Genomic DNA, 26,118 nt, shown 5'->3' on the forward strand with positions numbered 1-26,118 from the left:
ACGGAATGACTGAACTTAAAAATGATTGTTATCTGCGTGCACTTTTAAAGAAACCAGTAGATTACACCCCAGTATGGATGATGCGCCAAGCGGGACGCTATTTACCGGAATATAAAGCAACTCGTGCTGAAGCGGGTGATTTTATGTCTCTGTGCAAAAATGCTGAGTTAGCATCAGAAGTCACTCTTCAGCCATTACGTCGTTTCCCTCTTGATGCTGCTATTTTATTTTCTGATATTTTAACTATCCCCGATGCTATGGGTTTAGAGTTACGTTTTGCAGCAGGCGAAGGTCCTGTGTTTGATAAACCGATTACCTGTAAGGCTGATGTGGAAAAAATTGGTATTCCAGATCCTGAAGGTGAATTGCAATATGTGATGAATGCGGTGCGCCAAATACGCAAGGACTTAAATGGAGAGGTTCCATTAATTGGTTTCTCTGGTAGCCCTTGGACATTGGCAACTTACATGGTTGAGGGGGCAAGCTCAAAGGCGTTTACTAAGATCAAGAAGATGATGTATGCAGAACCACAAGTACTTCATGCCTTATTGGATAAGCTGGCAGATAGTGTTATCCAATACCTTAATGCCCAAATTAAGGCTGGAGTTCAGTCTGTGATGGTTTTTGATACTTGGGGTGGAGTTTTGACTCCGCGTGATTATCATCTGTTTTCATTGCAGTATATGGAAAAAATTGTTGATGGATTGATTCGAGAAAATGATGGTCGTCGAGTTCCTGTGACCTTGTTTACCAAAAATGGTGGTATGTGGTTAGAAAAAATCGCAGCGACAGGCTGTGATGCTGTTGGTTTAGATTGGACGATTAATATTGAAGAGGCAGTTAAGCGTGTCGGAGATAAAGTGGCACTACAAGGAAATATGGATCCTTCGATGCTGTACGCTTCACCAGAGAGAATTCGTCAAGAAGTTGCAGATATCTTAAAAGGGTTTGGGGAAGGAGGAACTGGCCATGTATTTAATTTAGGTCATGGTATCCATCTTGATGTGCCACCGGAAAATGCTGGTGTTTTTGTTGATGCCGTGCACGAATTATCTAAGCCTTACCACAAATAAACATACATTCGCTAAAGCGTCTGGCTTAACTAGACGCTTTTTTTGTTAGTATGTTTTAAATATGACGGCTTATTATTATGATTTTTATCACTATTTTATAGTTTGATGTTTGTGGTATCTTGCTATTGAATCATGATTTAATAATGTAGAGTGGTAATGCAAGGTCATTTCAGCTTTGCATAAAAAATTCATAACTGGACGACAAATTAGCTCTAAAGGTATATAAACCCAAATTATACTGACATTTTTAATTGCAGAGGATACGGGAAACGAATGAAGACACGCGACAAAATAGTGCTTGCCGCATTGCATCTCTTTAATGAACACGGTGAGCGTAATATCACCACTAACCACATCGCTGCACATATTGATATTAGCCCTGGTAACCTTTACTACCATTTCCGTAATAAACAGGAAATTGTACGTGAAATTTTTTCACTATATTCCAGTGAATTGTTAGAAAGATTTTCTCCAATTTATGGGCAGCAAGAAAGCTTGGTCTTGCTCAAGCATTATCTAGACTCTACTTTTAACTTGATGTGGAAGTACCGTTTTTTTTACGCCAACCTTCCAGAAATTCTTCAAAGAGATGAGGAGTTACATGATGATTATATTCAGATTCAAGAAAAATTGCAGACAAATCTAGTCAATATTATGCGCTCGTTTGTTGAGCTGGAATTACTAGCTGTTGAAGAAAATGAGATGAAATCTTTGGTAACAACGTTGCATTTGATTGCTTCTAGCTGGCTTGGTTACCGGTCTGCGATGTCACAAAAGACCCAGATCACAGAGCAGATCATTCACCAAGGTATGTTGCAGATGATCGCAGTGGTAAAGCCAAAGGCAACGTTGCAAGGATTAGAACAATTACAGCTACTTGAAGACGGCGTTAAAGCAATTCATGCTTAAGCATAACTAAATGCGATTGTTTGAATCATATTAACCCCTTAAAGTACCATAATGGTCTTTTAGGGTTTTTTTATGCATTATGATGTGTTCAATGGTGATGCTGACGGTATCATTTCATTGCTTCAACTTAGGTTAGCCGAACCCAAGTCGGCGGTGTTAGTTACTGGCTTGAAGCGAGATATTCAACTTTTAAATTCTTTACATTGTCAGTCAGGGGATACTCTGACAGTGTTGGACATTTCGATGTTAAGTAACATGACAGCGCTCAATAAAATACTTAGTTGTGGCGCTTCGGTGTTCTATGCAGACCACCACCAGTCTGGAGAGATTCCTCATGCGACTGGGCTAGAGGCTCATATTGATCTTAATGCCGATGTGTGTACAGCATTGATTGTAGATAAATTACTTGGCGGGCAATTTCACTACTGGGCAATAGCAGCAGCTTACGGAGACAATTTAGTTTCTAAGGCGGATAAACTTTCTTCAGCTGCTGGTCTGAATATGCAGCAGAAAATGGAGCTAAGAGAGTTAGGAAGCCTGATTAACTACAATGGCTACGGTGACACTCTAGCTGATTTGAACTTTGCGCCCGATGAACTTTATCAAAAGTTGCTAGCCTATAGTGACCCCTTTTCTGTTCTTAGTGACCCCAAATCACCATATCCTATATTACGCGATTCGTATGAGCGAGATATGTCTCAAGTACTCTCGATAGAGTCCTTGCATCGCAGTCATTATATCGCGGTATTTGAGTTGCCAGATCAAGCAGCCTCAAGGCGTATCAGTGGAGCTTATGGTAATTGGCTTGCAAATCAATCCCCTAACTCTGCACATGTTGTGTTAACAGAGAATCAAGATGGTAGCTATAAAGTGTCGTTACGTGCTCCTCTTAACTATAGGTGTGGAGCTGGAGAATTGTGCGCTCAATTTTTAACAGGAGGAGGACGTGCTGCTTCTGGAGGAATTAATGCGTTAGATAAATATAAGCTGCCTGACTTTATATCCAAAGTCGAAAGCTATTACTGCCAATTAATTTCAGTAAGCAAGTGAACTACCGAGTTAACCAGCTTTTTGGGTTCTGGGCCTTGCTATTGCGCCTTATCTCAAAATACAGCGAGGCTTTTGGTTGGCCGCCAGTATCACCTGCTAGAGCGATTGTTTCACCTGCGGAGACTTTATCCCCCTCGTTTTTTAGTAGACTTTGATTAAAGCCGTATAAAGTCATATCGCCTTTACCGTGATCAAGTAGAATGACGAGTCCATAACCTCTCAAATAGTCAGAAAAGACTACGGTTCCAGAATAAACTGCTTTGACGGTCTGGCCATATTTGGCACCAATAACCATTCCTTTCCAGTTAAGCTGTCCTGTTTGTCTAGAACCATAATTATGTAGTATGGTCCCTTTCAGTGGCCAAGGAAGTTGACCCTTGCGCCTGGCTAGTCCATCCATGGGAATAGTATTATTGCGCTTCGCTGCTTTAGCGATTTCAGCTTTTAGCCGTGTTTCATTACGTTGAAGCTCTGTCAGATAAACTTTGTCATTGGAGATGTTTTTTCTGATGTTGCCGACCGTACCTTTTCGTTTAGATTGTTCTTTAGTTAAACGTTTACGTGCTTGTTTTTGTTTAGTAAGCAAATTAGTAATTTGTTGTTTTTCTAATTGAAGTTGCGTTTCACTTTTAGTTAATTCAGTTACAGTTTTTTCTAGCTGTTCAATTGTTCTTGTTCGCTGCTTAGCTAAATGCTGGAAGTATTGGCTTATTCTGTCTTCTTCGACTCCTTGGTTAAGGAGGTTGGTTGAAGAATTTGCTCTCTGTGTCGCGTAATAAGTTTGCAAAAGCTCAGCTAGGACTTCAGTTTGTTGTTTTTTTTGTTTCTGTAATGAAGCCAGACGTTTTTCTAACGCAGAAATACTTTGGTTGGTTTTATATAAAGACGCCTTTGCTTGCTTAATGTCTTTTTCCAATCGAGCAATACTGAGTTCTTGTTTTTTTAATGATTGTTGGAGCGAATCGAGTTGTTTTTGTCGTGAACTTAATGCTTGCTTCTGTCTGGAAATTTCATTGCTGACACCTTTTAGTTCAGTCGGTGATGAGGACCGACATGGGAATGCTAAAGTAGTCAAAATAATGCATACCAATCCAGCAAGTTTAGGTAAAGCTAATGTTCGTCTCGATTGCTGTATTGCCATGTGAAGGGTCAGTCCTAAATCCTTGTTTGACAGTCAGTATAACCAAACACATTCCTTTGAAGAAAGAGTAATGTTAAAACTTGTTGAGGAAGAAATAAAAACTAGCAACTTGTCAGTCAATAAGAGAATTTTTTCTGTGACATTCATAAGCTGGTAGGTTGTGAGTTGTGCCATATGAAGCCTTGTTTATAAAAGCGTAAAGTCCTACCACGAGCTATATCATTTAATTAGCCAGTAGAACTTTACGCTACAGGTGATGAAAGTTATTTCACCAACACTTCACCTGTCATTTCATCTGGGATATTCAAACCTGATAGAGATAACATTGTTGGAGCCAGATCAGATAGTTTACCACCCTCTTTGAATCCAAGTTGTTTTTCGCCCACATAAATAAGTGGGACAGGGAGGTTTGTATGTGCAGTATGAGTACCTCCTGTCTCGGGATTAACCATCATTTCTGCATTGCCGTGATCTGCGGTAATCAGCATTTGCCCACCGACTTCTTGAATGGCTTCTACAACCTTACCAATACTTGCATCTAGTGCTTCAATGGCAGATTTAGCTGCGTCATAAACACCAGTATGACCAACCATGTCAGCATTTGGATAGTTACAAATGATAGTATCATATTGACCTGATTTAATCGCTGTAACCATCTTTTCAGTTAACTCCTCAGAGCTCATTTCTGGTTGAAGATCGTAGGTAGCAACTTTAGGGGAAGCGACTAATTGGCGTTCCTCACCCTCAAATTCTGTTTCTACACCGCCATTAAAGAAAAAGGTTACATGGGCATATTTTTCAGTTTCAGAAATACGCAATTGAGTATTACCTTGCTTCGATAGCCACTCACCATATGTGTTTTCTAGAGATGCAGGAGGGAAAGCAATTGCAAGAGGTATATCCGCTGCATACTGTGTGAGCATCACAAAGTGAATGTTAGGCAATATGGTGCGTTCAAAACTGTCAAACCCTGGAACAAATGCCCGTGTTATTTGTCGTGCTCTGTCAGCTCGGTAGTTCATAAAGATAACAGTATCACCATCTTGGATAATAGCATCTTCTTGGGTATCAGTTTTTATCGCAGTGGCTTTAACAAACTCATCATTTTCCCCACGTTCATAAGCAGCTTGTAAACCTGAAACTGCTGAATTAGATTGGAATCCTGCTTTCGCTTGAGTTAAAAGATCATAGGCTGCTTGGACGCGTTCCCAGTTATTATCACGATCCATGGCATAGTAGCGGCCGATAAGTGAAGCAATACGGCCTTTACCTAGTTTCTGAAATAGTTCATCGAAACGCTTTAGAGTATTTTCCGCGCTACGTGGTGGCGTGTCACGTCCGTCTAAGAAACAGTGCAGGTAGATTTTTTCTGCGCCTCTACTTGCTGCCATTTCTACCGCAGAGTAGATATGATTTTCATGGGAATGAACGCCGCCCGGAGACATTAACCCCATGATGTGGACAGCTTTCTCAGATTTTACTGCTGTGTCAATCGCTTCAACTAGAGCTGGTGTTTGTGAAAACTCACCATCGGCGATGGACTTAGTAATTCTAGTCAGATCTTGGTAAACTACTCGACCTGCCCCAATATTGGTGTGGCCGACTTCTGAATTGCCCATTTGTCCATCAGGTAAGCCTACATCAAGACCTGAGGCTGAGATGAGTGTATTTGGACAATTGGCTAGTAGATTGTCGATGACTGGTGTTTGAGCGTTAGCAATGGCGTTGTGTGCGGTATCTTCTCGATGACCATAGCCGTCCAGAATAACAAGAGCCAATGGTTTCTTCGCTGACATAGTGATGTCCTCATCCAATTCATAGTAACTTAGGAAACAAAATTAGCGTAATTTTACTACACTTTTAAACCAAAACTGTAGGTAAAGATCAAAGATCTTAGGGGAATTTGTGTTGTTATCTTTCAATTCTTTATCTATTTGGGTTTTAGTAAGTCATGGTTTCCTGTTTGTAAGCTTATTGTCGTCAATTATGAGTAAATATAAAATTGTTATTAGCGATTATTCTGATAGCCAGTAGTTAATGAGCATACCTTTACCAAGTACGGTTATGATAGCTCTGGTAATGTAATCACATGATGTTGGTATAATTTTGTTAATGGGTTCCTAAAATAATGACTGCCATGTAAATAACAAATAAACCTAAGATACCGAGTAAAGCCCCCGTTTTTGCCATGTCTTTACTTTCAATCAGGCCGGTTGAATAAGCTAGTGAATTTGGTGGAGTCGATACAGGAAGAATCATTCCAAGGGATGCAGAGAAAGCCACAACAACCATAAGTCCTTGTATACCCCCAACCGATGATAGGTTGTTCATTGAACTGCCAATGGCAGCCGCAATCGGCATTAGTAAATTGGCTGTGGCAGTATTGGACATAAAATTAGCCATAAGCCAGCAGATTATAGATATAGTTATGACAAGATTCATTGGTGAGAGAGAGTGATAATCTATTGTATTTGCCAGCGCCAAAGCTAATCCTGTTTTTTCGAGACCCATACCAATGGCAATTCCTCCTGCGACTAACCAAAGTACATCCCAATTAATCTGCTGGAGTTCAATTTTACCTATGATGCCTGTTAGGGTGAATACCACAAGGGGAATCATAGCAACTACATAAGTATTCATACCATGCAGTTGAGTTGTCATCCATAACAGAATCGTGATGGAAAATGTGACGTATACTGTGATTGCCTGCCAACTGCGCTGAAATTGCCCATCAAGTTTGAGTGCTAATGACTGTACATTAGATGGATACAGCTTTTGCAGTAGAAACCAAGCCACAACAAGTTGAAATATAACAAATGGCAATCCAATCATCATCCAACTAAGGAAGTCGATACTATTTTTCTCGGTTAGATATTGTAGTGCTATGGCATTTGGCGGGGATCCTATTGGGGTTGCTATACCACCAGTGTTTGCTGCAATTGGTATGCATAATACGAGTGCTTTAATACTTACTTGTTCTTTTTGCGCAAAAGCAATAATAGGTCCAACAAGAGCAAGCATCATGACAGTTGTCGCTGTATTTGACATAAACATCGAAAACACAGCTGTAATTAACATCAAGCCCAGCATAATAAATTTGGATTGTTTGCCAAAAGGTTGGAGTAAAACACGCGCTAAGTTCTTATCCAGCTCGTATTTTGAGGCCGCTATGGCAAGAGTGAAGCCGCCCATAAAAAGAATAATAATTGGCGACGAGAAAGTATTCAAAATATCGATATAATGGATAAGGTCGCCTAACTTTTGGTCGGATTCGTTGATGCGAAAGAGGTGTAAACCTTTATCTGACAGCATGATGAGTTCTAGTGTAATTATCAGAACTGAAGTAGCAAAAACAGGAACAGGTTCAAGTATCCACAATAGTGCAGCAAGTAAAAAAATAGCCAGCAGTCGATGTTGTATTAGAGTTAGACCTTCTATCGGTATTTTATCTGAAGGAATAAGTAAAACGGTTATTGGTAATACAAGGCAAAAAATAAGTTTAGCTGTGAGGATTCGTTTTTTTGGGGGCATAAAAATTTAACCCTAAAGGTCAACATGGCCTTAGCATAAAACATCTCAGCGTTGGGATTTTAGACTTGGATAGGAATTTGACCACTAAGTGATGCTCTTTGAATCTGAGTTTGCTTTGGGTCAAAAAAGGCCCTGAAAATCAGGGCTGTAATATGAGATTAATACCTTCTAATCCGCTCTAAGACTAGAAGCGAATGGTGTTCCCATTACTGTTGAGTGTCCAGTAGCCATCGAATCATCGAACTTAATAGAGTCTTTCGTAAATAAATTTATTACAGTTGAGCCTAACTTAAATCGTCCCATTTCCTGCCCTTTTTTAAGTACTACCGCTTTGTCCCCCTGGTTTGGGTAATCCCATCTATATACGCTATTGCCACGCGGCGGAGTGATAGTACCAGCCCAGATCTGCTCTATACTGCCAACAATTGTAGCTCCGACTAGTACTTGTGCAATGGGGCCAAAATCGGTATCAAAAATGCTTACGACACGCTCGTTACGGGCAAATAAGTTAGGGACATTTTCTGCAGTGAGTGGGTTCACTGAAAATAGATCACCTGGTACGTATATCATCTGACGCAACGTACCGTCACATGGCATATGAACTCTGTGATAATCACGTGGTGAAAGATAAAGAGTTGCAAAGTCACCACTAGAAAATTCCGCCGCTAATTTAGCATCTCCTCCAAGTAGCTCTTGAGCAGTGTATTTATGTCCCTTGGCTTGAATGAGTTTTCCATCTTGGATCGGCCCAAATTGGCTAACGCAGGCATCTGCAGGGTGAGTGAGAGTATTTTCCTGAGAGGAAATTGGTCGTGAACCTTCTTTTAGCTCGCGAACAAAAAATTCGTTAAAGGTTTTAAAATGCTTAGGATCTGAGTGCTTTGCCTCATCCATATTGACATTGTATTGTTTGATAAACCAGCGGATGACGTTTGTTGTTAGACCACCAGCTCTGGCTGACGCCAATTTTCCGATGAAACGTGTCAAACCGTGTTGAGGGATCCAATACTGTAGTCCAACTTTGATTTTATCCATTGTCATATATTCCAATGCTAACTAAATGTTTGCTTACTTTGGGGCGTGAGATGTTACTTAATTTTGCCAATAAAGTCAGCATTCCCGTTACTGAATTTCGCCTTAAAGATCAGCTTTTTTGTTACGAGAATATTGACGGTTGGCTTTAACCTCACTCATGCTCTCGAGAATACGGTGGTAGTTTTCGAATCTTGTTTTACTTATTTCATTTTTATCGACTGCTTCACGCAGTGCGCATCCTGGGTCATCTTTGTGTTTGCAGTCACGAAACTTGCAATTGCCTAGGTAGGGGCGAAATTCAATAAATGCTTTAGTCACCTCTTCGGCCACCAAGTGCCACAAACCGAACTCTCGAACTCCAGGAGAATCAATCAAATCACCTCCAGTTGGAATGTGGTAGAGGCGAGAGGCAGTAGTGGTGTGCTGACCCAATCCAGAGTTTTCGGAAACCTCTCCTTCTTCGACATTGAATTCTGGCATTAAAGCGTTGACTAAGCTTGATTTACCAACCCCTGATTGGCCCACAAAGATGTTGACACGATTTTTAAGCTTGGCTTCAAGAGCTGCTATACCTTCACCATTTTGCTTACTTACAAATAGAACTTGATAGCCAATATGTTGGTATTTTTCTAACCACTGATGGTACAGGACTCGTTTCTCATCTTCTAGGAGGTCAACTTTATTGAGAACAAGTAGTGGAGCAATATTAAGCGTTTCTGCTGCGACTAAATAGCGATCGATAATATTGAGAGAAAGTTCTGGGAGCACAGAAGACACGATTACCATTTGCTCAACATTAGCAGCAACAGGTTTTAAACCGTCATAGTAGTCTGGACGAATTAGAACTGAGCTACGAGGTTCGACCGCTTCGACCACTCCGTTAATACCTTCCATCGACTCTAATCCTGGTCTCCAGATAACTTTATCGCCAGATACTAGAGTCTCAATACCGCGGCGCAAGTTACAACGATGCACTTTGCCATTTTCAATATCTTCAATATCCGCGTGTTGACCGAAGCGAGTAATTACTAAGCCTTTGTGAGTGACGCCCAGCATAGATTCCTCCCACTGGAAGGTATCTTCTTTCGACAATTTTCTCTTTTGATTACTTCGTACTCGTCGAACTTGACCTTTGGTTAGTTTTTTCTTTTTTGCCACAATTCTCTACTTAACTATATTCATCTAGGTGATCCTTAGGTTTTCTATCCTGAGGATCAGAATTTGGGTATAGTACCTTTTTTAGCATAAAACCAATAGGCAACGATTTATGTCCTTTAGCGATCAAAATTTAATTTGGATTGATCTGGAAATGACAGGTTTAGACCCCGAAACCCATAAAGTCATTGAAATTGCTACTATCGTCACTGATAGTGAATTGAACATTCTAGCTCAAGGGCCAGTGCTTGCCATTCATCAGTCCGAACAAGAATTGGTGAAGATGGATGAATGGTGTACCAGAACACATACAGGTAGTGGCTTAGTCGCACGAGTTCGAGCAAGTAAAGTGACTGAAAAAGAGGCGATAGATCAGACCATCGAGTTTTTAGAGAAATGGCTTCCTAAAGGTGCTTCACCTATATGTGGCAATAGTGTTGGTCAAGATAGGCGTTTTCTTTATAAACACATGCCTGAACTTGAAGAGTATTTTCATTACCGATACGTAGATGTCAGTACAATAAAGGAGTTGACACGTCGCTGGGATCATCAAGTGTTGAATGGCTTTTCTAAGTCTGGAAGTCATTTGGCGTTAGATGATATACAAGAGTCTATTGCTGAGTTGAAGTATTATCGTCAAACTGTTTTTAAAATATAACTAGCATAGTTCTTCATGCACGATGTGGCATTTTAGAGGCCTACTAAAGACAGAAACACTTTGTTTTGTGTTCTTTTTCATCAAACGGAAAAAAAAACTGTTTTTTTTACTGTAAGGACTTGCATCACAAAAAAATGCTCTTATAATTCGCAGCCCTACACGACGTAAACGTTGTGAATGCGACACTAGCTCAGATGGTAGAGCACAACCTTGCTAAGGTTGAGGTTACACACTTCTATTGTGAATAGTGAACCTCGAGTGTCGCTCTGGGTATACAAGCGGTCATCAAGCTTTAAATGATGAATACGGACGCGGGGTGGAGCAGTTTGGTAGCTCGTCGGGCTCATAACCCGAAGGTCGTCGGTTCAAATCCGGCCCCCGCAACCAATTCTCTTTTGAGAATATGCGACACTAGCTCAGTTGGTAGAGCGCAACCTTGCCAAGGTTGAGGTCACGAGTTCGAGCCTCGTGTGTCGCTCCAATTTATAGTTACCATCGTACTTAATGATGGTGAGTTCAACACTAGCTCAGTTAGCTGAGCGCAACCTTACCAAGGTTGAGGTCACGCCTTTTTATTTATAAATAGGGAGCCTCGTGTGTCGCTCCAGATATACAAGCAGTCATCATGCTTTAAATGATGAATACGGACGCGGGGTGGAGCAGTTTGGTAGCTCGTCGGGCTCATAACCCGAAGGTCGTCGGTTCAAATCCGGCCCCCGCAACCAATTTAAAGGTGTTATGATTTGCTGGCTCGTCGGGCTCAGCCATTCATAAAGCCCGCGAAGGTTATTGATTCATATCTGGCCCTAGCAGCCAATTCTCTTTTGAGAATATGCGACACTAGCTCAGTTGGTAGAGCGCAACCTTGCCAAGGTTGAGGTCACGAGTTCGAGCCTCGTGTGTCGCTCCAATTTATAGTTACCATCGTACTTAATGATGGGGAGTTCAACACTAGCTCAGTTAGCTGAGCGCAACCTTGCCAAGGTTGAGGTCACGCCTTTTTATTTATAAATAGGGAGCCTCGTGTGTCGCTCCAGATATACAAGCAGTCATCATGCTTTAAATGATGAATACGGACGCGGGGTGGAGCAGTTTGGTAGCTCGTCGGGCTCATAACCCGAAGGTCGTCGGTTCAAATCCGGCCCCCGCAACCAATTTAAAGGTGTTATGATTTGCTGGCTCGTCGGGCTCAGCCATTCATAAAGCCCGCGAAGGTTATTGATTCATATCTGGCCCTAGCAGCCAATTCTCTTTTGAGAATATGCGACACTAGCTCAGTTGGTAGAGCGCAACCTTGCCAAGGTTGAGGTCACGAGTTCGAGCCTCGTGTGTCGCTCCAATTTATAGTTACCATCGTACTTAATGATGGGGAGTTCAACACTAGCTCAGTTAGCTGAGCGCAACCTTGCCAAGGTTGAGGTCACGCCTTTTTATTTATAAATAGGGAGCCTCGTGTGTCGCTCCAGATATACAAGCAGTCATCATGCTTTAAATGATGAATACGGACGCGGGGTGGAGCAGTTTGGTAGCTCGTCGGGCTCATAACCCGAAGGTCGTCGGTTCAAATCCGGCCCCCGCAACCAATTTAAAGGTGTTATGATTTGCTGGCTCGTCGGGCTCAGCCATACATAAAGCCCGCGAAGGTCATTGATTAATATCTGGCCTTAGCAACCAAGTCTCTTTTGAGTAAATGCGACACTAGCTCAGTTGGTAAAGCGCAACCTTGCCAAGGTTGAGGTCACGCCTTTTTATTTATAAATTGTCGCTCCAGATATACAAGCAGTCATCATGCTTTAAATGGTGAATACGGACGCGGGGTGGAGCAGTTTGGTAGCTCGTCGGGCTCATAACCCGAAGGTCGTCGGTTCAAATCCGGCCCCCGCAACCAATTTAAAGGTGTTATGATTTGCTAGCTCGTCGGGCTCAGCCATTCATAAAGCCCGCGAAGGTCATTGATTAATATCTGGCCCTAGCAACCAATTTAAAGGTATTATGATTTGCTAGCTTGTCTGGCTCAGCCATTCATAAAGCTAGCGAAGGTCGTTGGTTAAAATCCGGCCCCCGCAACAATTTTCTTTTGAGAACTTACGATACCTACTCAGTTAATTGAGCTCAGCCTTATCAGCTTGAGATTACACCTTTCTATTTATAGTTAGTAAATCTCGTGTGTCGAACTAAACTTCCCTTTGACTGGATGCTAAATGGCGCAAGTCACAGCTCTTTGTTTAATGCTGTAAAGCTTAAACCCATCAAACTTAGAAGTCCTCTGTTTAGACTTTGCAAAGAGATCACTATTGTGCGCTTTAACATAGTGAAGGCCACGGATTAATTGGATTTTAAAAAAGTGTTAACAGACTTATCCACATATTTTTAATTGTGGATAAAGTGGTGGGTAACCTGATTATTTTGTTATTTTCAGATGAATATAATATGATCTTCAGTTTTATTGAGCTTTCAGTTTAATTCTGAAAAGTATCCTAAGTACATGTATACAGAGGTTTTTTCTTTGTTTTTACATGTTTTTTTAAACTACTTACTTGATCATTAAGTGATTGTTCTTTGATCTTGGTCATTGGCAGTAAATGTGATTAACTTCTGTATCTGAAAGAAAAAAAACAATCAAATTTTGCTTTTTCCACATTTTATGTCTTTAGACCTATGTCAAGTTTTTACCTTTGAGGCTATGAAAAATTTACGCGTCTCTTGGAAGTCCTTTTTGCACTATTCTTATTAGCCTATCTAGCTTAGTTGATGAAGTAGGGATTTGTGTGATTTGTTGCTCAATTGCCCAATCAAGATGCTCATCTAGTATATCATTTATACCGTATCGCTGTTTGAGTGCATCGATAATATTAGCTGAATATGGTGCATTGCCCATCGCGATCGATAAATTTCTTAGCCACTGGAGATGACCTATTCGACGAATCGCTGATCCTTGCATGTTTTTGAGAAAGGCCTCTTCATTCCAAGAAAAAAGAGTAATAAGATCGGGTGATAATAAAGCTGTTTTGCGATGAAAATCTTCCTCTTGAGTCAATTCAGCGAAACGATTCCAAGGGCAGACGAGTTGACAGTCATCACAGCCGTAAATACGATTGCCAATGGCCTTACGAAATTCTTCAGGAATAACGCCATCGAACTCTATCGTCAAATAAGAAATACAGCGCCGTGCGTCTACTACACCGTCTGAAATAATGGCCTGAGTTGGGCAAGAGGTTTTACAAGATGAGCATTTTCCACAGTCTCCCTGGTGAGGTGGATCAATAGGCAATGGTAAGTCGACGAGTAATTCGCCTAAGAAGAACCAAGAACCACAGTCTTTATCGAGAATAAGTGAGTGCTTACCAGTCCAGCCTAAACCTGCTTTTTGTGCCAGTGGGCGCTCTAGTATTGGGGCAGAGTCAACAAAAGGCCTGTAGCCATATTGCCCTACCTCTTGTTCTATTTTTTGTCCGAGCTTTTTTAGCTGCTTACGGACTAATTTATGATAATCTCGACCGAGTGCGTAACGACTAATGTAGGCATGATTTGGTTCTGAAAGGTTGGTTGCAAACTGAGCTTCTGGAGGAAGGTAATCCATGCGAACACTAATTACTCTTAAAGTACCGGGTACAAGCTCTTCGGGTCTTGCTCGCATCATTCCATGGCGAGCCATCCAGTCCATATCGCCATGATATCCAGCGTTCAGCCAGTTTTGTAAAGCCGTTTCGTGCTCTCGTAAGTCTATATCGCAAATACCAGCCTGCTGAAAGCCGAGCTCATTTGCCCAGACTTTGATCTTGTTTGCTAGCTCTTGATAGTTCATGCTTACAGCTCAGTAAAATGGGCATCGGATCTTAACGGATCTTTTTTATTGGATCTAGCAGCCAAAACAAAGAATTCATGCCAAAATAACAAGAATTTGGTTTTTACTTACACAACAGAGCTTGTCTGATAAATCCAACCCAGTTTACTATTCTTAGTTCTTTTATTTTCATATAGCCACCTAATAGAGATTTATCTTCATGACCACGAAACAGTTTGCCCTTAAAGACGAACTTGCCACCATTCAGCTTGGGGCACTATTGGCAAATTTATGTACTCAGCAAACAACGATCTATTTACATGGAGACTTAGGAGCTGGTAAAACGACTTTGAGTCGAGGTTTTGTGAGGGCGCTTGGTCATTCTGGCAATGTAAAAAGTCCAACTTACACCTTAGTTGAGCCATATGAATTAGGGTTGTGGCAGGTTTACCACTTTGATCTCTATCGTCTATCGGATCCTGAGGAGTTAGAGTTTATGGGGATTCGAGATTATTTTACTTCTGATGCGATTTGTTTGGTGGAATGGCCAGAGAAAGGTAAAGGGTTACTTCCCAATGCTGATTTAGATATTGTGTTAATTTATGACAATGAGCAACGTAACGTGGAGATCGTTGCTAACAGTGATTATGGTTCTCATTTAGTTGAACAGTTGGAGTTATGACAGTCAATAAATTTTCTAAGTTTGTCTGCGCTTTTGGGCTTTTTATTTTTCCTATATTAGTTTGGGCAAATGCTTTGGAAGGCGTGCGTGTTTGGCCATCTCCTGATGAAACGCGAGTTGTTATCGATCTCGCCTCAGAAGCAGAGTTCAGCTATTTCTCACTCAGCAGTCCTCAAAGATTGGTCGTTGATCTTAAACAGACAAGTTTAAGTACTAAGCTGCCGATTAATGTTACCGATAGCCCAGTTTTAAAGAAAATTCGGCAGAGTTCACCTCCAGAAAAGGGGACTTACCGTTTGGTACTTGAGTTAAAAAACCGTATTGCTCCTCAGTTGTTTAAGCTTGCACCAACTCCGGGTGGCCAATATGGTCACCGTTTAGTTATTGATATGCCTCATGGAGCGATATCATCCTCTGCAAAACTGACGTCGAAATCTATTACACCCCAAGTGAGTCGTGATGTATCACAGTTACATGGAACGGCTGATATTGTTGTGGCAATTGATGCCGGGCATGGAGGAGAAGACCCTGGTTCTATAGGCCCTTCACGCAAGTATGAAAAACATGCAACTCTCGCAATTTCAAAAAAAATTGCAGATCAGATTAATGCAGTCCCGGGAATGAAAGCGGTATTAACTCGCCGCGGTGATTATTTTGTTAACCTTAATAAGCGTTCTGAAATTGCCCGAACTAATAAAGCACATTTATTGGTCTCGGTACATGCTGATGCGTTTAGTTCTCCTCAGCCACGCGGTGGCTCAGTATTTGTACTTAATACTCGTCGAGCTAATTCAGAAATTGCCCGTTGGGTTGAAAACCACGAAGAACAATCTCAACTACTTGGTGGTGCTGGTGAAGTACTTGCCAAGAATAATAGCGATAAAAACATCAGTCAGACATTGTTGGATTTGCAATTTAGTCATTCTCAAAAGGAGGGATATAAGGTTGCGACTCACCTCCTCAAAGAAATGGGAAGTGCTGGTATTAAGCTGCATAAAAAGAATCCGGTTAATGCGAGTTTGGCTGTATTGAAGTCTCCCGATATCCCATCAGTATTAGTAGAAACGGGGTTTATTTCTAATCCAACAGAAGAAAGGTTACTATTTCAACGTAGTCACCAAGACAAACTCGCGCGCGCGTTAGCTAAAGCGATTGTTCAGTACTTTGAAGCCAGTCCCCCAGAAGGTACTTTATTCGCTAATCGAGGTAAATCGATCAAACACAAAGTTCAACGAGGTGAATCGCTTTCTGTTATTGCCAAGCAGTATGGGACCACCACTCGGGTTCTTATGCAGTCTAATAAGTTAACAAGTTCAAGTTTGGCGGTTGGGCAGTTACTGACGATACCAGGAGCGCAAGGTTCAGTGCCAGTACCTAGACTCAGCAATCCAGTTGAAACGAAAACCATTACTCACAAAGTCGAAAAAGGTGAATATCTAGGTAAAATAGCGACAAGATATAAGGTCCCTATTACTGATATTAAACGAGAAAATAACCTACGCTCAGATACTCTTAAATTGGGTCAGAAATTGCGTATTACTGTTAGCCTGAAAGACCAGCCTTTGAAAAAGCATAAAGTCAAACGGGGAGAGTTTCTCGGCAAAATAGCCCGTCAATATGGTGTTGGTGTGAGTGTGATTCGTCAAGCGAACAATCTACGTACTGATACACTCGCCGTTGGGCAGGTACTCATTATTCCTAATAGACACTAATATGACTATTAAAATTTTGCCAGCGCGACTGGCTAACCAGATTGCTGCAGGCGAAGTTGTTGAAAGACCTGCATCCGTTGTTAAAGAGCTAGTGGAAAATAGCCTAGATTCTGGCGCTACTCGTATCGATGTAGATATAGAAAAAGGTGGCTCAAAGCTTATTCGTGTTCGGGATAATGGTAAAGGTATTACTAAAGAAGAGTTGAGTTTGGCTTTGAGTCGTCATGCGACATCCAAAATTGACTCTCTCGATGATCTTGAAGCGATTATGAGCTTGGGTTTTCGAGGTGAAGCATTAGCGAGTATTAGCTCTGTATCACGTTTAACGCTTACGTCTCGAACTGTTGTTCAAGAACAGGCTTGGTCGGCATATAGCGAAGGACGAGACATGCAGGTTAAACTTCAACCTACAGCTCACCCCATAGGTACTACGGTTGAAGTATTAGACTTATTTTTTAATACTCCAGCCCGGCGTAAGTTCCTTCGTACTGAAAAAACTGAGTTTACTCACATTGATGAGTTACTTAAACGTATTGCGTTGAGTCGCTTTGAGGTGACTATAAATCTTAGACATAATGGTAAAATTGTTAAGCAATATCGAGCTGCTCAGACAAAGGTTCAAGAAGAGAAACGTATTGCAGCCGTTTGTGGTAGTGCTTTTGTTCGTAACATGCTCAACATTGAACTTGAGCATAATGGGCTTAAGTTGCATGGTTGGATAACGACTCCAGATGGAGCACGACAACAAAGTGATCTTCAATACTGTTACGTAAATGGCCGCATGATGCGTGATAAACTTATTAACCATGCAATACGACAAAGTTATCAAAACACTTTACGTCCAGAGCAATTTGCAACTTATGTGTTGTTTATTGAGTTAGAACCTAAGCAAGTTGATGTCAATGTTCATCCAGCTAAGCATGAAGTTCGCTTTCATCAAGCTCGCTTAGTTCATGATTTTATTTATCAGGCGCTCAGTGATGCTTTAGCCCAAACTGCTCATATCGAAAAGCCACATATTAATGTTGCTGCCTTTAACGAGAACAAACTATCACATATGGATGATGAGCATGTCGGCACTAAAGGAGATGACTCTGCTGTGGTTTGTGATTCAACCTGCGGTACAGTTGAACAAGTACCTACCTATACACATAAAATTAACTACCCAAAAGAGAGTTCTTTGGCAGGGAAGTCAAGCCAGGTTCGTGAAGTTAGTCACGTAAATAATTGGCTTAGTAATGGTGAGGGAATAAGAGGTAAGCCCCCGACTAAGAAGCAATTTGGAGAGTCTTCCCCAAGTAAAAAAAATGTTGATGCCTATGCACAATTACTTAGAAACCCGATAACAGATACTGTATGTCGATTTGATGCGCTCAGTGAAACTGAACACCAGGCAGATACGATGCCTGCTAATGTGTTTGATGAAACTATTGAGGCATTAGGAAAGGCTATTTGTATGACTGATGGTCAGTATGTGTTAATGGGCGATAACAAGGGGGTGAGAATAGTCTCACTTGTTCAAGCGGAGCGTATACGTATTAAAGGCCAACTTAATGTCCATGAAGGCAGTTTAAAATGTCAGCCCTTACTTGTCCCTTTATCATTAACGTTAAGTTCATCTCAGATGTTGGCTGCAGAGCAGAATATGTCCATTCTGATTCATCTCGGTATCGATATAAAACAACGTAATTCTTCTTCCTTGATGGTGATGGGGGTACCTCAACCTCTTCGACAGCAAAATTTACAACAACTGTTGCCAGATCTTTTATCTTACGCCGCTTTGATGGCAGAGAGAGAGCAAAATTTGCATCTAAAGGAACTTTCTGACTGGTTAACTAATCAAATCACCCAGGTTAAAAGTGTCTACACTTTGTCGGAAGCTATTCACATCATTACGGATATTGAGCAGCTATGGCAAGGCAGTTTGCCTCTCGACGATCGTACTTTTGTGTGTCCTGTTGATTTATCTACAATCACTGCAGCGATGAAATTATGAAACAAGACCTACCCTTGGCCCTTTTTTTAATGGGGCCAACTGCATCAGGCAAAACAGATTTAGCTATTCAGCTGAGAAAGAAATTTCCAGTCGAAATTATTTCTGTTGATTCCGCTCTTATCTATAAAGGTATGGATATAGGAACGGCTAAACCTGATAATAATGAACTGGTGCAAGCGCCACATCGCTTAATTGATATTTTAGACCCTAGAAAATCTTATTCGGCTGCAGATTTTCGTCGCGATGCGCTCAAGGAAATGCACGAAATTTCGCAGCAAGGTAAAATTCCTCTGTTGGTTGGAGGAACAATGCTCTATTACAAAGCGTTATTGGAAGGTTTGTCACCACTACCGGCTGCAAATCCTGAAATCCGTCAGCAAATTGAACAAGAGGCATTGACGCATGGCTGGGATATACTGCACGATCAATTGAAGCAAGTTGACCCTGTCTCTGCTGAGCGAATACACCCTAATGATCCTCAAAGATTGTCTAGGGCATTGGAAGTGTATAGAATTTCAGGTAAAACATTAACTGAACTAACTGAAACGAAGGGGGACAGCCTTCCGTATAGAGTTAGACAGTTTGCAATCGCTCCCAAGGAAAGATCTGAGCTCCATCGCCGCATCGAGCTGCGATTTGATCAGATGATAAAAGCAGGATTTGAAAATGAAGTTAGGGCTTTATATGCTCGTAAGGACCTTCATCCAGATCTTCCTTCTATTCGTTGTGTGGGTTATCGGCAGATGTGGGACTATTTGGATGGAAGTGGTACACTCGACGAAGCTATTTTTAAAGGCGTTTGTGCTACCCGCCAGTTGGCCAAGCGACAGATCACCTGGTTACGCAGCTGGGATGAACTAACTTGGTTAGATAGCGAAAACATAGAACAAGCATTGGAAACCGTATCAAATACCATAGTGTCTGATGGTTTTAGCTGTGTATAATGTGATCGCTTTTGCGTGAATGCACCTTGTAAAAGATTAGTTACTTGAAATTTGACCTTAAAGCCATCATAACAAGTAACGTCAGGGTGTTTTTTATTCGTTTAGCTCAGATGCAAAGGCGCACCTAGTTTTTCGCGCACCACTAGCTAAATAACTAGAACAAAATTACAAAATAAGGAAAATAAAATGGCTAAGGGGCAATCTCTTCAAGACCCATTCTTAAACGCATTACGTCGTGAACGTATTCCAGTATCGATCTATTTAGTAAATGGAATTAAGCTACAAGGTCAGATTGAGTCTTTCGATCAGTTCGTTATATTGTTAAAAAATACAGTAAACCAAATGGTATACAAACACGCTATTTCTACCGTTGTCCCTGCTCGTCCGGTTAGCCACCATAGTGCTGATCGCCCTCAGGGTAGTGAGCGTCAACCAGAAAAATCAGAAGATTAGTACTCTGAACCCAATTAATAATATTACTTTAAGGAGTTGATTGCTTGTTTGACCGTTATGAAGCCGGGGAGCGAGCCGTACTTGTTCATATCAACTTCTCGCATGAAGGGGAGTGGGAAGATCTCAGTGAATTTGAAATGCTGGTTTCTTCTGCTGGCGTATCTAGTCTACAGGTTGTGACTGGGAGTCGTCAGTCACCACACCCTAAATACTATGTTGGTGAAGGTAAGGCTCAGGAAATTGCGCAAGTTGTGCAAATGTCGGGCGCGAATATTGTTATGTTTAATCATGCCCTTTCTCCTGCCCAAGAACGTAATCTAGAATCCTTGTGTAAATGTCGAGTACTAGACCGAACAGGTCTTATTTTAGATATATTTGCCCAGCGAGCGCGAACTCATGAAGGTAAATTGCAGGTTGAGCTTGCTCAGCTTCGTCATATATCGACTCGACTGATACGTGGTTGGACACACCTTGAAAGACAAAAAGGTGGAATTGGTTTACGTGGTCCAGGTGAAACTCAGTTAGAAACTGACCGACGTTTATTGCGTGATCGTATCAAAGCTATTTTACGCCGTTTGGATAAAGTCGCAAAACAACGAGAGCAAGGCCGCCGAGCACGAAGTCGAGCGCAAATCCCAACAATATCTCTGGTAGGCTATACCAATGCTGGTAAGTCGACCATGTTTAACTGTATTACTAACGCTGGAGTGTATGCTGCAGATCAGTTATTTGCTACTTTGGATCCGACACTGAGGAAAATTGACCTTGTTGATGTAGGGCCAGCCATTTTAGCTGATACAGTTGGTTTTATCCGGCATTTGCCTCATGATTTGGTTGCAGCTTTCAAAGCAACACTTCAAGAAACGCAAGAAGCTGACATTTTGTTACATGTTGTTGATGCCAGTGATGAACGTTTTCATGAGAATATTGATGCTGTTCACGAAGTACTAGAAGAAATCGATGCTCATGAGGTACCGGCTCTTCTGGTGATGAATAAAATTGATAACCTTGAATCTCAAAGTCCTCGTATTGAACGTGACGAAAAAGGGGTTCCTCGTGCCGTTTGGGTATCGGCGATGGAAGGTGTTGGTATTGAACTGCTGTTTGACGCGTTGACCGAACGATTGGCAAGTCAGATGGTTCAATATCATTTACGCATACCGCCTCTACATCAAGGGCGTATACGCAGTACATTTTTCCAAATGAAGTGTATTCAACGAGAAGACTATGATAAGGACGGTAACTTGTTGATTAATGTTAGATTGCAACAGGTTGACTGGTCTAGAATAGAGAAAAGAGAAGGGGCAGTTTTTCGTGACTTTATAGTTACTTAAATGACTGCTACAGTATAACGTCATATCAAATGATGGAGCTTTCTAATGGCGTGGAATGAGCCTGGTAATAACAACGGCAACAATGGCCGCGATAATGACCCTTGGGGGAATAATAATCGTGGTAATAAAGGTGGCCGCGATCAAGGGCCGCCAGACTTAGACGAAGTCTTTAATAAACTGAGTCAGAAATTGGGTGGAAAGTTTGGTGGTAAAAAAGGTGGCAATGGGTCGTCTATCGGTGGTGGTGGCGGTGCGCTGGGTTTCGGTGTAATCGCAGTTATCGCTATCGCTATTTGGTTCTTTTCCGGTTTTTACACCATTGGTGAAGCCGAGCGTGGTGTCGTATTACGCCTCGGTAAATATGATGGTCGCATTGTCGATCCTGGCCTAAACTGGCGGCCACGCTTTATTGACGAAGTGACAGCAGTCAACGTTCAAGCGATACGCTCTTTGCGTTCTTCTGGTCTTATGTTGACCAAAGATGAAAACGTGGTGTCTGTAGCTATGGATATTCAGTATCGAGTCGCTGATCCGTATAAATATCTATACCGTGTGACTAATGCTGATGATAGTTTGCGTCAGGCGACTGACTCAGCCTTGCGTGCTGTAATCGGTGACTCTCTGATGGATAGTATCCTAACTCGTGGGCGCTTATTAATCAGACAAAATACACAAGTTACGCTAGAAGATATCGTGGATGGTTATGATATGGGTATTGAAGTTGTTGCTGTGAACTTTGAAGATGCTCGTCCGCCAGAAGAAGTCAAAGATGCATTTGATGATGCGACAGCTTCGCGCGAAGATGCTCAGCGATTCAAACGTGAAGCAGAAGCTTACCAAAACGATATTATCCCTAAGGCAAAAGGCCGTGCGGAGCGTTTACTTAAAGAGGCGCAAGGTTATAGTGAGCGAGTGGTTAATGGGGCTTTGGGTCAAGTTGCTCAGTTTGAGAAGCTCTTACCAGAATACCAAGCAGCTCCTGATGTAACACGTAATCGTCTTTACCTAGATACAATGGAAAAGGTGTATGCAAATACGTCTAAGGTACTAATTGATTCTGAATCGAGTGGTAATCTTCTGTATCTACCTATCGATAAGTTAAGAGATGGACAATCTACGTCGAAGAAACGCTCAATCAAAGAGACTTCGACCTATGATCAGATTGAATTGGAGCCTCAATTGAACAATAAGAGTACTGATTCATCACAGCGTTCTACATCACGTCAAGGGAGATATTAATCATGCGTAAATTAATGATTCCTGTATTAGTATCTGCTTTAGTGCTGATGCTAATGTCATTGTTTGTGATCCCTGAAGGTGAGCGTGGTATCGTTATTCGTTTCGGACGTGTACTGAAAGATAATAATGAAATTGCTCGTATTTATGAGCCGGGCTTACACTTCAAAATGCCATTGTTTGATAAAGTCAAAACGCTAGATGCGAAAATCCAAACTATGGATGGTCGTTCAGATCGATTTGTGACTTCTGAGAAAAAAGACGTTCTTATCGACTCCTATGTTAAATGGCGTATCGAAGACTTTGGTCAGTTTTACTTAGCGACAGGTAGTGGTGATGCTGGTACAGCTCAAACACTGCTGGGCCGTAAAGTGACAGATGTACTTCGTTCTGAGATTGGTGCGCGTGAAATCAAACAGATCGTATCTGGTCCACGTAATACTGATATCCTTCCAGATAGTGCAGATAGCGAAGAGGTAACAACTGAAGCGGCTAAAGAAGCGCTCGAAGTAGATGGTGAGCGTGACATCATTATGAAAAATGTTCTTAATGGAACACGTAAAGATGCGATGGAAGATTTGGGTATTCATATTGTGGATTTCCGTATGAAGAAAATAAATCTCCCGGATAGTATCAACCAGTCAATTTACAACCGCATGCGTGCTGAACGTGAGTCGGTAGCTCGTCAGTTCCGCTCTCAAGGTCGTGAGCAAGCTGAAGTCATTCGCGCTCAGGCTGAGCTAGAAGTTGCGACTATTTTAGCAGAGGCTGACAAAACCGCTCGAGTAACTCGAGGTGGGGCGGATGCTGAGGCTGCGAAAATTTATTCTGGTGCATATACCAAAGACTCTGAGTTCTATAGCTTCTTGCGTTCGTTAAGTGCTTATGAACAGTCTTTCAGTGATAAGAGTGATATCTTGGTCTTAGATCCAAATAGTGAGTTCTTTAAGTACATGAACACAGCTTCAGGTATTGCTACTAAATAGATGTATAGTAAGTATTTTAAAGGCTCCTCTATGGAGCCTTTCTTTTTTGAGGTAAGGCTTATGTCAAATTCATTATGGTTGGCAATGGGGTTAGTTTTAATTGTCGAAGGTTTAGGGCCTTTGATTGCTCCTAATGGTTGGCGCAATATGGTGCGTCAGCTTAGTGAGCAACAAGACCACCAGTTACGTAGAATTGGTGGATGTTTAGTGGTCGCAGGAATTGTTATTGCTTACGTCTTTAGTTAATAACTAGTAATGAGGAGGTGGCGTTTCTTCCGAAGGGTCTGCCAAATCTGAAGTGTCGAAGTTTTTTATTTTACCTACGACATACTTCATTTGATCCTTCATTTTTGAGATTAATAACTGCTGTTGGCTCAGGGCTTCATTGAGTGACTCTAATGTTTGTTCTTGAAAAGCGAGTTGGCACTCTAGATCGTTAACTCGGCTTTCCAGTTGTTCTATATACTTTTCTGTCATGATTAATAGTCTACGTTCCAAGCTTGAGCGATGCCAGCAGATGACCCCGATACCACTCTATTTTTATCATCAAAAGCCGCATCATACACTACCGCACGTGGAGGACGAGTATCTTTTAGTGGTTCAGTTTCAAATCCATCGATTCTCTTACCTGTTTTAGAGCCCCAAACCATAATTCGACTTGATGGGGTACCAGTAACAAGATATTGACCATCATCTGAAAAACGTGCAGTTGAAAAAATAAGCTGGCGAGAAAAACTGCGTAATTTTGAGAGCTGTTTGCCAGTGCGTAGATCCCAGATGATAGCCTGGTTTCCCCCGTCTGAGGTAAAAGCAAATAAGCCATCTCTCTGTAGTGCTACTCGATTGATACGTTGTTCATGTTTAAAGCTTTTGATAATCTGACCAGTGCGGGTGTCCCATAGGTAGGCGTTATGGTCATTGCCTCCTGATAGGGCAAATCGTCCGTTAGGTGATAGAGCGACGGAGTTGACTTTTTCTTTATGAGCAAGGAACTCTAGCCGTCTTCCGGTGACTAAGTTGACGTAGATGGCTTTGCCATTCGATAGGCCAAGCAAAATTTGCTCGCCATTGCTGGCAATGTCAATATCGCGGATTAACCCATCAGATATGGACCATAGACCCTGGGCCTGTGTCCAAGCAAGATCCCATACAGCAAAGTTTATTTGTGTTGCTGTGACTGCAAAGCGACCGTTATCTGAGATACGTATCCGAGATACGGTACTTGCCTGAGGGTCTTGCTCACCTAATGAAGCAAGCTGTTTGTTTTCGTTGAGATCCCATAAAACCAATTGGTGCTCTTTGGAGTATAATAGGGCAAACCGGGCATCTCGACTCAGTGCGAAACTGGTAGTGCCAAGAGGTTCAATGACCCAGCGTTGATCATCTTGTGTGGAGAAAAAGCAACCATTTAACGTAGTGATGACAAACGTAAGCAACAGAGTGTGAAAAATAATTCGCATTAACTACAAAGATCCGCTTTAGTTAACGTTTAATTTAAACGCATATTGGTTATAGTGGTACAACATACTAGTATGCACCAGTCAAAATTGTCGATTTGTGCACAAAGACAAATGGTTAGCCATCAATTGGAGAATTCAATGAAATCTATTTTTAAGGTGTCGCTGCTTGCAGCTACAGTAATGTTAGCGGTTGGCTGTCAAAAAGACGATGAAACAAAAGCAGCTGCGACGCCTGCAACCGAAGTTGTGAAAACGGTTGATTTTAAGACAGATGATGACAAAGCAGCATATGCAATCGGTGTTTCGTTTGCAAACTATCTAAATACTAGCTTAGATAAACCAAATGAGATTGGTATTAATCTCGACAAAGAGATGGTACTTAAGGGTATTGAACATGTATTTGAAGGTAAGCCAGAGTTGAACGAAGAAGAAACTCGTACTGCTCTTGAGGCACTTGATAAGCGTGTTGCTGAGACGATGCAGAAGCAATCAGTAGAAAAAGCAGCTGAAGCGAAGAAAGCAGGTGATGATTTCCGTGCTGAATTTGCCAAGCAAAATGGTGTTAAGAAGACTGAATCGGGCTTACTTTACCAAGTTGTGACTTCGACTAAAGGTGATCAGCCAAAAGATACTGATACTGTTCAAGTGCATTATAAAGGTACACTTATCGACGGTACGCAATTCGATAGCTCGTATGAACGTGGTGAGCCAGCAACCTTCCCACTTAACCGTGTGATTTCAGGTTGGACTGAAGGTGTTCAACTCATGCCCGTCGGTTCAAAGTTCAAATTCGTTATTCCACCAGAATTAGCTTATGGTGAGCAAGATACTCCAAGCATCCCTGCTAATTCTACTCTTGTATTTGAAGTTGAGCTGCTGAAAATTGATAATGCAGAAGAAGCTGAGCAAGTGGTCCAATAATCACCTTCTTCCAAGTTTAATAAAGGCCTGACTTTTGTCAGGCCTTTTCATTTTTTGG

The 26,118-nt window shown here is 41.6% G+C and carries 22 protein-coding genes and 8 tRNA genes; 22 read left to right on the plus strand and 8 right to left on the minus strand.

The window, feature by feature from the left end:
• Positions 1 to 5 precede the first annotated feature (5 nt).
• From hemE to OCV27_RS01465, 3 genes are all read left to right on the plus strand, one after another.
• Positions 6 to 1,073 (plus strand): uroporphyrinogen decarboxylase, encoded by a 1,068-nt coding sequence (gene hemE, locus OCV27_RS01455; RefSeq protein ID WP_125319304.1) that lies wholly within the window; start codon positions 6 to 8, stop codon positions 1,071 to 1,073.
• A gap of 273 nt (positions 1,074 to 1,346) precedes the next feature.
• Positions 1,347 to 1,982 (plus strand): TetR/AcrR family transcriptional regulator, encoded by a 636-nt coding sequence (locus OCV27_RS01460; RefSeq protein ID WP_125319305.1) that lies wholly within the window; start codon positions 1,347 to 1,349, stop codon positions 1,980 to 1,982.
• Between the two features lie 72 nt (positions 1,983 to 2,054).
• The gene (locus OCV27_RS01465) at positions 2,055 to 3,032 is read left to right on the plus strand and encodes a DHH family phosphoesterase (RefSeq protein ID WP_125319306.1); all 978 of its coding nucleotides are present in this window, start codon (positions 2,055 to 2,057) and stop codon (positions 3,030 to 3,032) included.
• Between the two features lies 1 nt (position 3,033).
• On the opposite strand, the gene OCV27_RS01470 is transcribed toward OCV27_RS01465, so the two are convergent.
• From OCV27_RS01470 to rsgA, 5 genes are all read right to left on the minus strand, one after another.
• On the minus strand, positions 3,034 to 4,173 hold the full coding sequence (locus tag OCV27_RS01470; protein WP_125319307.1) for a murein hydrolase activator EnvC family protein: 1,140 nt from the start codon (positions 4,171 to 4,173) through the stop codon (positions 3,034 to 3,036).
• Between the two features lie 263 nt (positions 4,174 to 4,436).
• Positions 4,437 to 5,969 carry a 2,3-bisphosphoglycerate-independent phosphoglycerate mutase gene (gene gpmM, locus OCV27_RS01475; protein WP_125319308.1) on the minus strand — a complete coding sequence of 511 codons (1,533 nt, stop codon included), beginning with the start codon at positions 5,967 to 5,969 and terminating at the stop codon, positions 4,437 to 4,439.
• 313 nt (positions 5,970 to 6,282) lie between these two features.
• Positions 6,283 to 7,704 (minus strand): SLC13 family permease, encoded by a 1,422-nt coding sequence (locus tag OCV27_RS01480; protein WP_125319309.1) that lies wholly within the window; start codon positions 7,702 to 7,704, stop codon positions 6,283 to 6,285.
• A 168-nt stretch (positions 7,705 to 7,872) separates the two neighbouring features.
• Entirely contained in the window at positions 7,873 to 8,739 is an 867-nt protein-coding gene (asd, locus tag OCV27_RS01485; protein ID WP_125319310.1) for an archaetidylserine decarboxylase, read from the minus strand.
• A 102-nt stretch (positions 8,740 to 8,841) separates the two neighbouring features.
• A complete protein-coding gene (gene rsgA, locus OCV27_RS01490) occupies positions 8,842 to 9,897 on the minus strand; it encodes a small ribosomal subunit biogenesis GTPase RsgA (protein WP_125319311.1) in 1,056 nt (351 codons plus the stop codon).
• Positions 9,898 to 10,006: 109 nt separating this feature from the next.
• Between rsgA and orn the strand changes: the two genes are divergently transcribed.
• The 9 genes from orn (at position 10,007) to OCV27_RS01535 (ending at position 12,440) form a co-directional block, all read left to right on the plus strand.
• Complete coding sequence (gene orn, locus OCV27_RS01495) at positions 10,007 to 10,552, plus strand: oligoribonuclease (RefSeq protein WP_125319312.1); 546 nt, start codon at positions 10,007 to 10,009, stop codon at positions 10,550 to 10,552.
• A gap of 310 nt (positions 10,553 to 10,862) precedes the next feature.
• Positions 10,863 to 10,939, plus strand: a tRNA-Met gene (locus OCV27_RS01500).
• 18 nt (positions 10,940 to 10,957) lie between these two features.
• Positions 10,958 to 11,033: transfer RNA gene (locus OCV27_RS01505), tRNA-Gly, on the plus strand.
• Between the two features lie 167 nt (positions 11,034 to 11,200).
• Positions 11,201 to 11,277: transfer RNA gene (locus OCV27_RS01510), tRNA-Met, on the plus strand.
• Between the two features lie 109 nt (positions 11,278 to 11,386).
• Positions 11,387 to 11,462 (plus strand) — tRNA-Gly (locus OCV27_RS01515).
• 167 nt (positions 11,463 to 11,629) lie between these two features.
• Positions 11,630 to 11,706: transfer RNA gene (locus OCV27_RS01520), tRNA-Met, on the plus strand.
• Between the two features lie 109 nt (positions 11,707 to 11,815).
• Positions 11,816 to 11,891, plus strand: a tRNA-Gly gene (locus tag OCV27_RS01525).
• Positions 11,892 to 12,058: 167 nt separating this feature from the next.
• Positions 12,059 to 12,135, plus strand: a tRNA-Met gene (locus OCV27_RS01530).
• A 228-nt stretch (positions 12,136 to 12,363) separates the two neighbouring features.
• Positions 12,364 to 12,440: transfer RNA gene (locus tag OCV27_RS01535), tRNA-Met, on the plus strand.
• Positions 12,441 to 13,244: 804 nt separating this feature from the next.
• Here OCV27_RS01535 and queG read toward each other — a convergent pair.
• Positions 13,245 to 14,357 carry a tRNA epoxyqueuosine(34) reductase QueG gene (gene queG / locus OCV27_RS01540; protein ID WP_125319274.1) on the minus strand — a complete coding sequence of 371 codons (1,113 nt, stop codon included), beginning with the start codon at positions 14,355 to 14,357 and terminating at the stop codon, positions 13,245 to 13,247.
• Between the two features lie 199 nt (positions 14,358 to 14,556).
• Here queG and tsaE point away from each other — a divergent pair, with 199 nt between their 5' ends.
• From tsaE to OCV27_RS01585, 9 genes are all read left to right on the plus strand, one after another.
• The gene (tsaE, locus tag OCV27_RS01545) at positions 14,557 to 15,018 is read left to right on the plus strand and encodes a tRNA (adenosine(37)-N6)-threonylcarbamoyltransferase complex ATPase subunit type 1 TsaE (protein ID WP_125319275.1); all 462 of its coding nucleotides are present in this window, start codon (positions 14,557 to 14,559) and stop codon (positions 15,016 to 15,018) included.
• A complete protein-coding gene (locus OCV27_RS01550; RefSeq protein WP_125319276.1) occupies positions 15,015 to 16,730 on the plus strand; it encodes an N-acetylmuramoyl-L-alanine amidase in 1,716 nt (571 codons plus the stop codon). The genes tsaE and OCV27_RS01550 overlap by 4 nt, the downstream gene beginning before the upstream one ends.
• A gap of 1 nt (position 16,731) precedes the next feature.
• Positions 16,732 to 18,726 (plus strand): DNA mismatch repair endonuclease MutL, encoded by a 1,995-nt coding sequence (mutL, locus tag OCV27_RS01555; RefSeq protein ID WP_125319277.1) that lies wholly within the window; start codon positions 16,732 to 16,734, stop codon positions 18,724 to 18,726.
• Positions 18,723 to 19,670, plus strand: coding sequence for a tRNA (adenosine(37)-N6)-dimethylallyltransferase MiaA (gene miaA, locus OCV27_RS01560; RefSeq protein WP_125319278.1), 948 nt, complete (start codon positions 18,723 to 18,725; stop codon positions 19,668 to 19,670). Before mutL ends, miaA begins: the two co-directional genes overlap by 4 nt.
• Positions 19,671 to 19,856: 186 nt before the next feature.
• On the plus strand, positions 19,857 to 20,123 hold the full coding sequence (gene hfq / locus OCV27_RS01565; RefSeq protein ID WP_125319279.1) for an RNA chaperone Hfq: 267 nt from the start codon (positions 19,857 to 19,859) through the stop codon (positions 20,121 to 20,123).
• A gap of 44 nt (positions 20,124 to 20,167) precedes the next feature.
• The gene (gene hflX / locus OCV27_RS01570; RefSeq protein ID WP_125319280.1) at positions 20,168 to 21,457 is read left to right on the plus strand and encodes a ribosome rescue GTPase HflX; all 1,290 of its coding nucleotides are present in this window, start codon (positions 20,168 to 20,170) and stop codon (positions 21,455 to 21,457) included.
• A 45-nt stretch (positions 21,458 to 21,502) separates the two neighbouring features.
• On the plus strand, positions 21,503 to 22,696 hold the full coding sequence (gene hflK, locus OCV27_RS01575) for an FtsH protease activity modulator HflK (protein ID WP_125319281.1): 1,194 nt from the start codon (positions 21,503 to 21,505) through the stop codon (positions 22,694 to 22,696).
• Between the two features lie 2 nt (positions 22,697 to 22,698).
• A complete protein-coding gene (gene hflC, locus OCV27_RS01580) occupies positions 22,699 to 23,679 on the plus strand; it encodes a protease modulator HflC (protein ID WP_125319282.1) in 981 nt (326 codons plus the stop codon).
• Positions 23,680 to 23,739: 60 nt separating this feature from the next.
• The gene (locus tag OCV27_RS01585; protein ID WP_125319283.1) at positions 23,740 to 23,925 is read left to right on the plus strand and encodes a DUF2065 domain-containing protein; all 186 of its coding nucleotides are present in this window, start codon (positions 23,740 to 23,742) and stop codon (positions 23,923 to 23,925) included.
• A 3-nt stretch (positions 23,926 to 23,928) separates the two neighbouring features.
• Here OCV27_RS01585 and OCV27_RS01590 read toward each other — a convergent pair whose 3' ends face one another.
• Together OCV27_RS01590 and OCV27_RS01595 are read right to left on the minus strand one after the other, a co-directional pair.
• A complete protein-coding gene (locus OCV27_RS01590; protein WP_125319284.1) occupies positions 23,929 to 24,156 on the minus strand; it encodes a SlyX family protein in 228 nt (75 codons plus the stop codon).
• 2 nt (positions 24,157 to 24,158) lie between these two features.
• Positions 24,159 to 25,139 (minus strand): WD40 repeat domain-containing protein, encoded by a 981-nt coding sequence (locus tag OCV27_RS01595; protein WP_125319285.1) that lies wholly within the window; start codon positions 25,137 to 25,139, stop codon positions 24,159 to 24,161.
• Between the two features lie 138 nt (positions 25,140 to 25,277).
• Here OCV27_RS01595 and fkpA point away from each other — a divergent pair, with 138 nt between their 5' ends.
• The gene (gene fkpA, locus OCV27_RS01600) at positions 25,278 to 26,060 is read left to right on the plus strand and encodes an FKBP-type peptidyl-prolyl cis-trans isomerase (RefSeq protein WP_125319286.1); all 783 of its coding nucleotides are present in this window, start codon (positions 25,278 to 25,280) and stop codon (positions 26,058 to 26,060) included.
• The last annotated feature ends 58 nt before the right edge of the window (positions 26,061 to 26,118 follow it).

The sequence above is a fragment of the Vibrio pectenicida genome (assembly GCA_024347015.1).
GTDB classification, from domain to species: domain Bacteria; phylum Pseudomonadota; class Gammaproteobacteria; order Enterobacterales; family Vibrionaceae; genus Vibrio; species Vibrio pectenicida.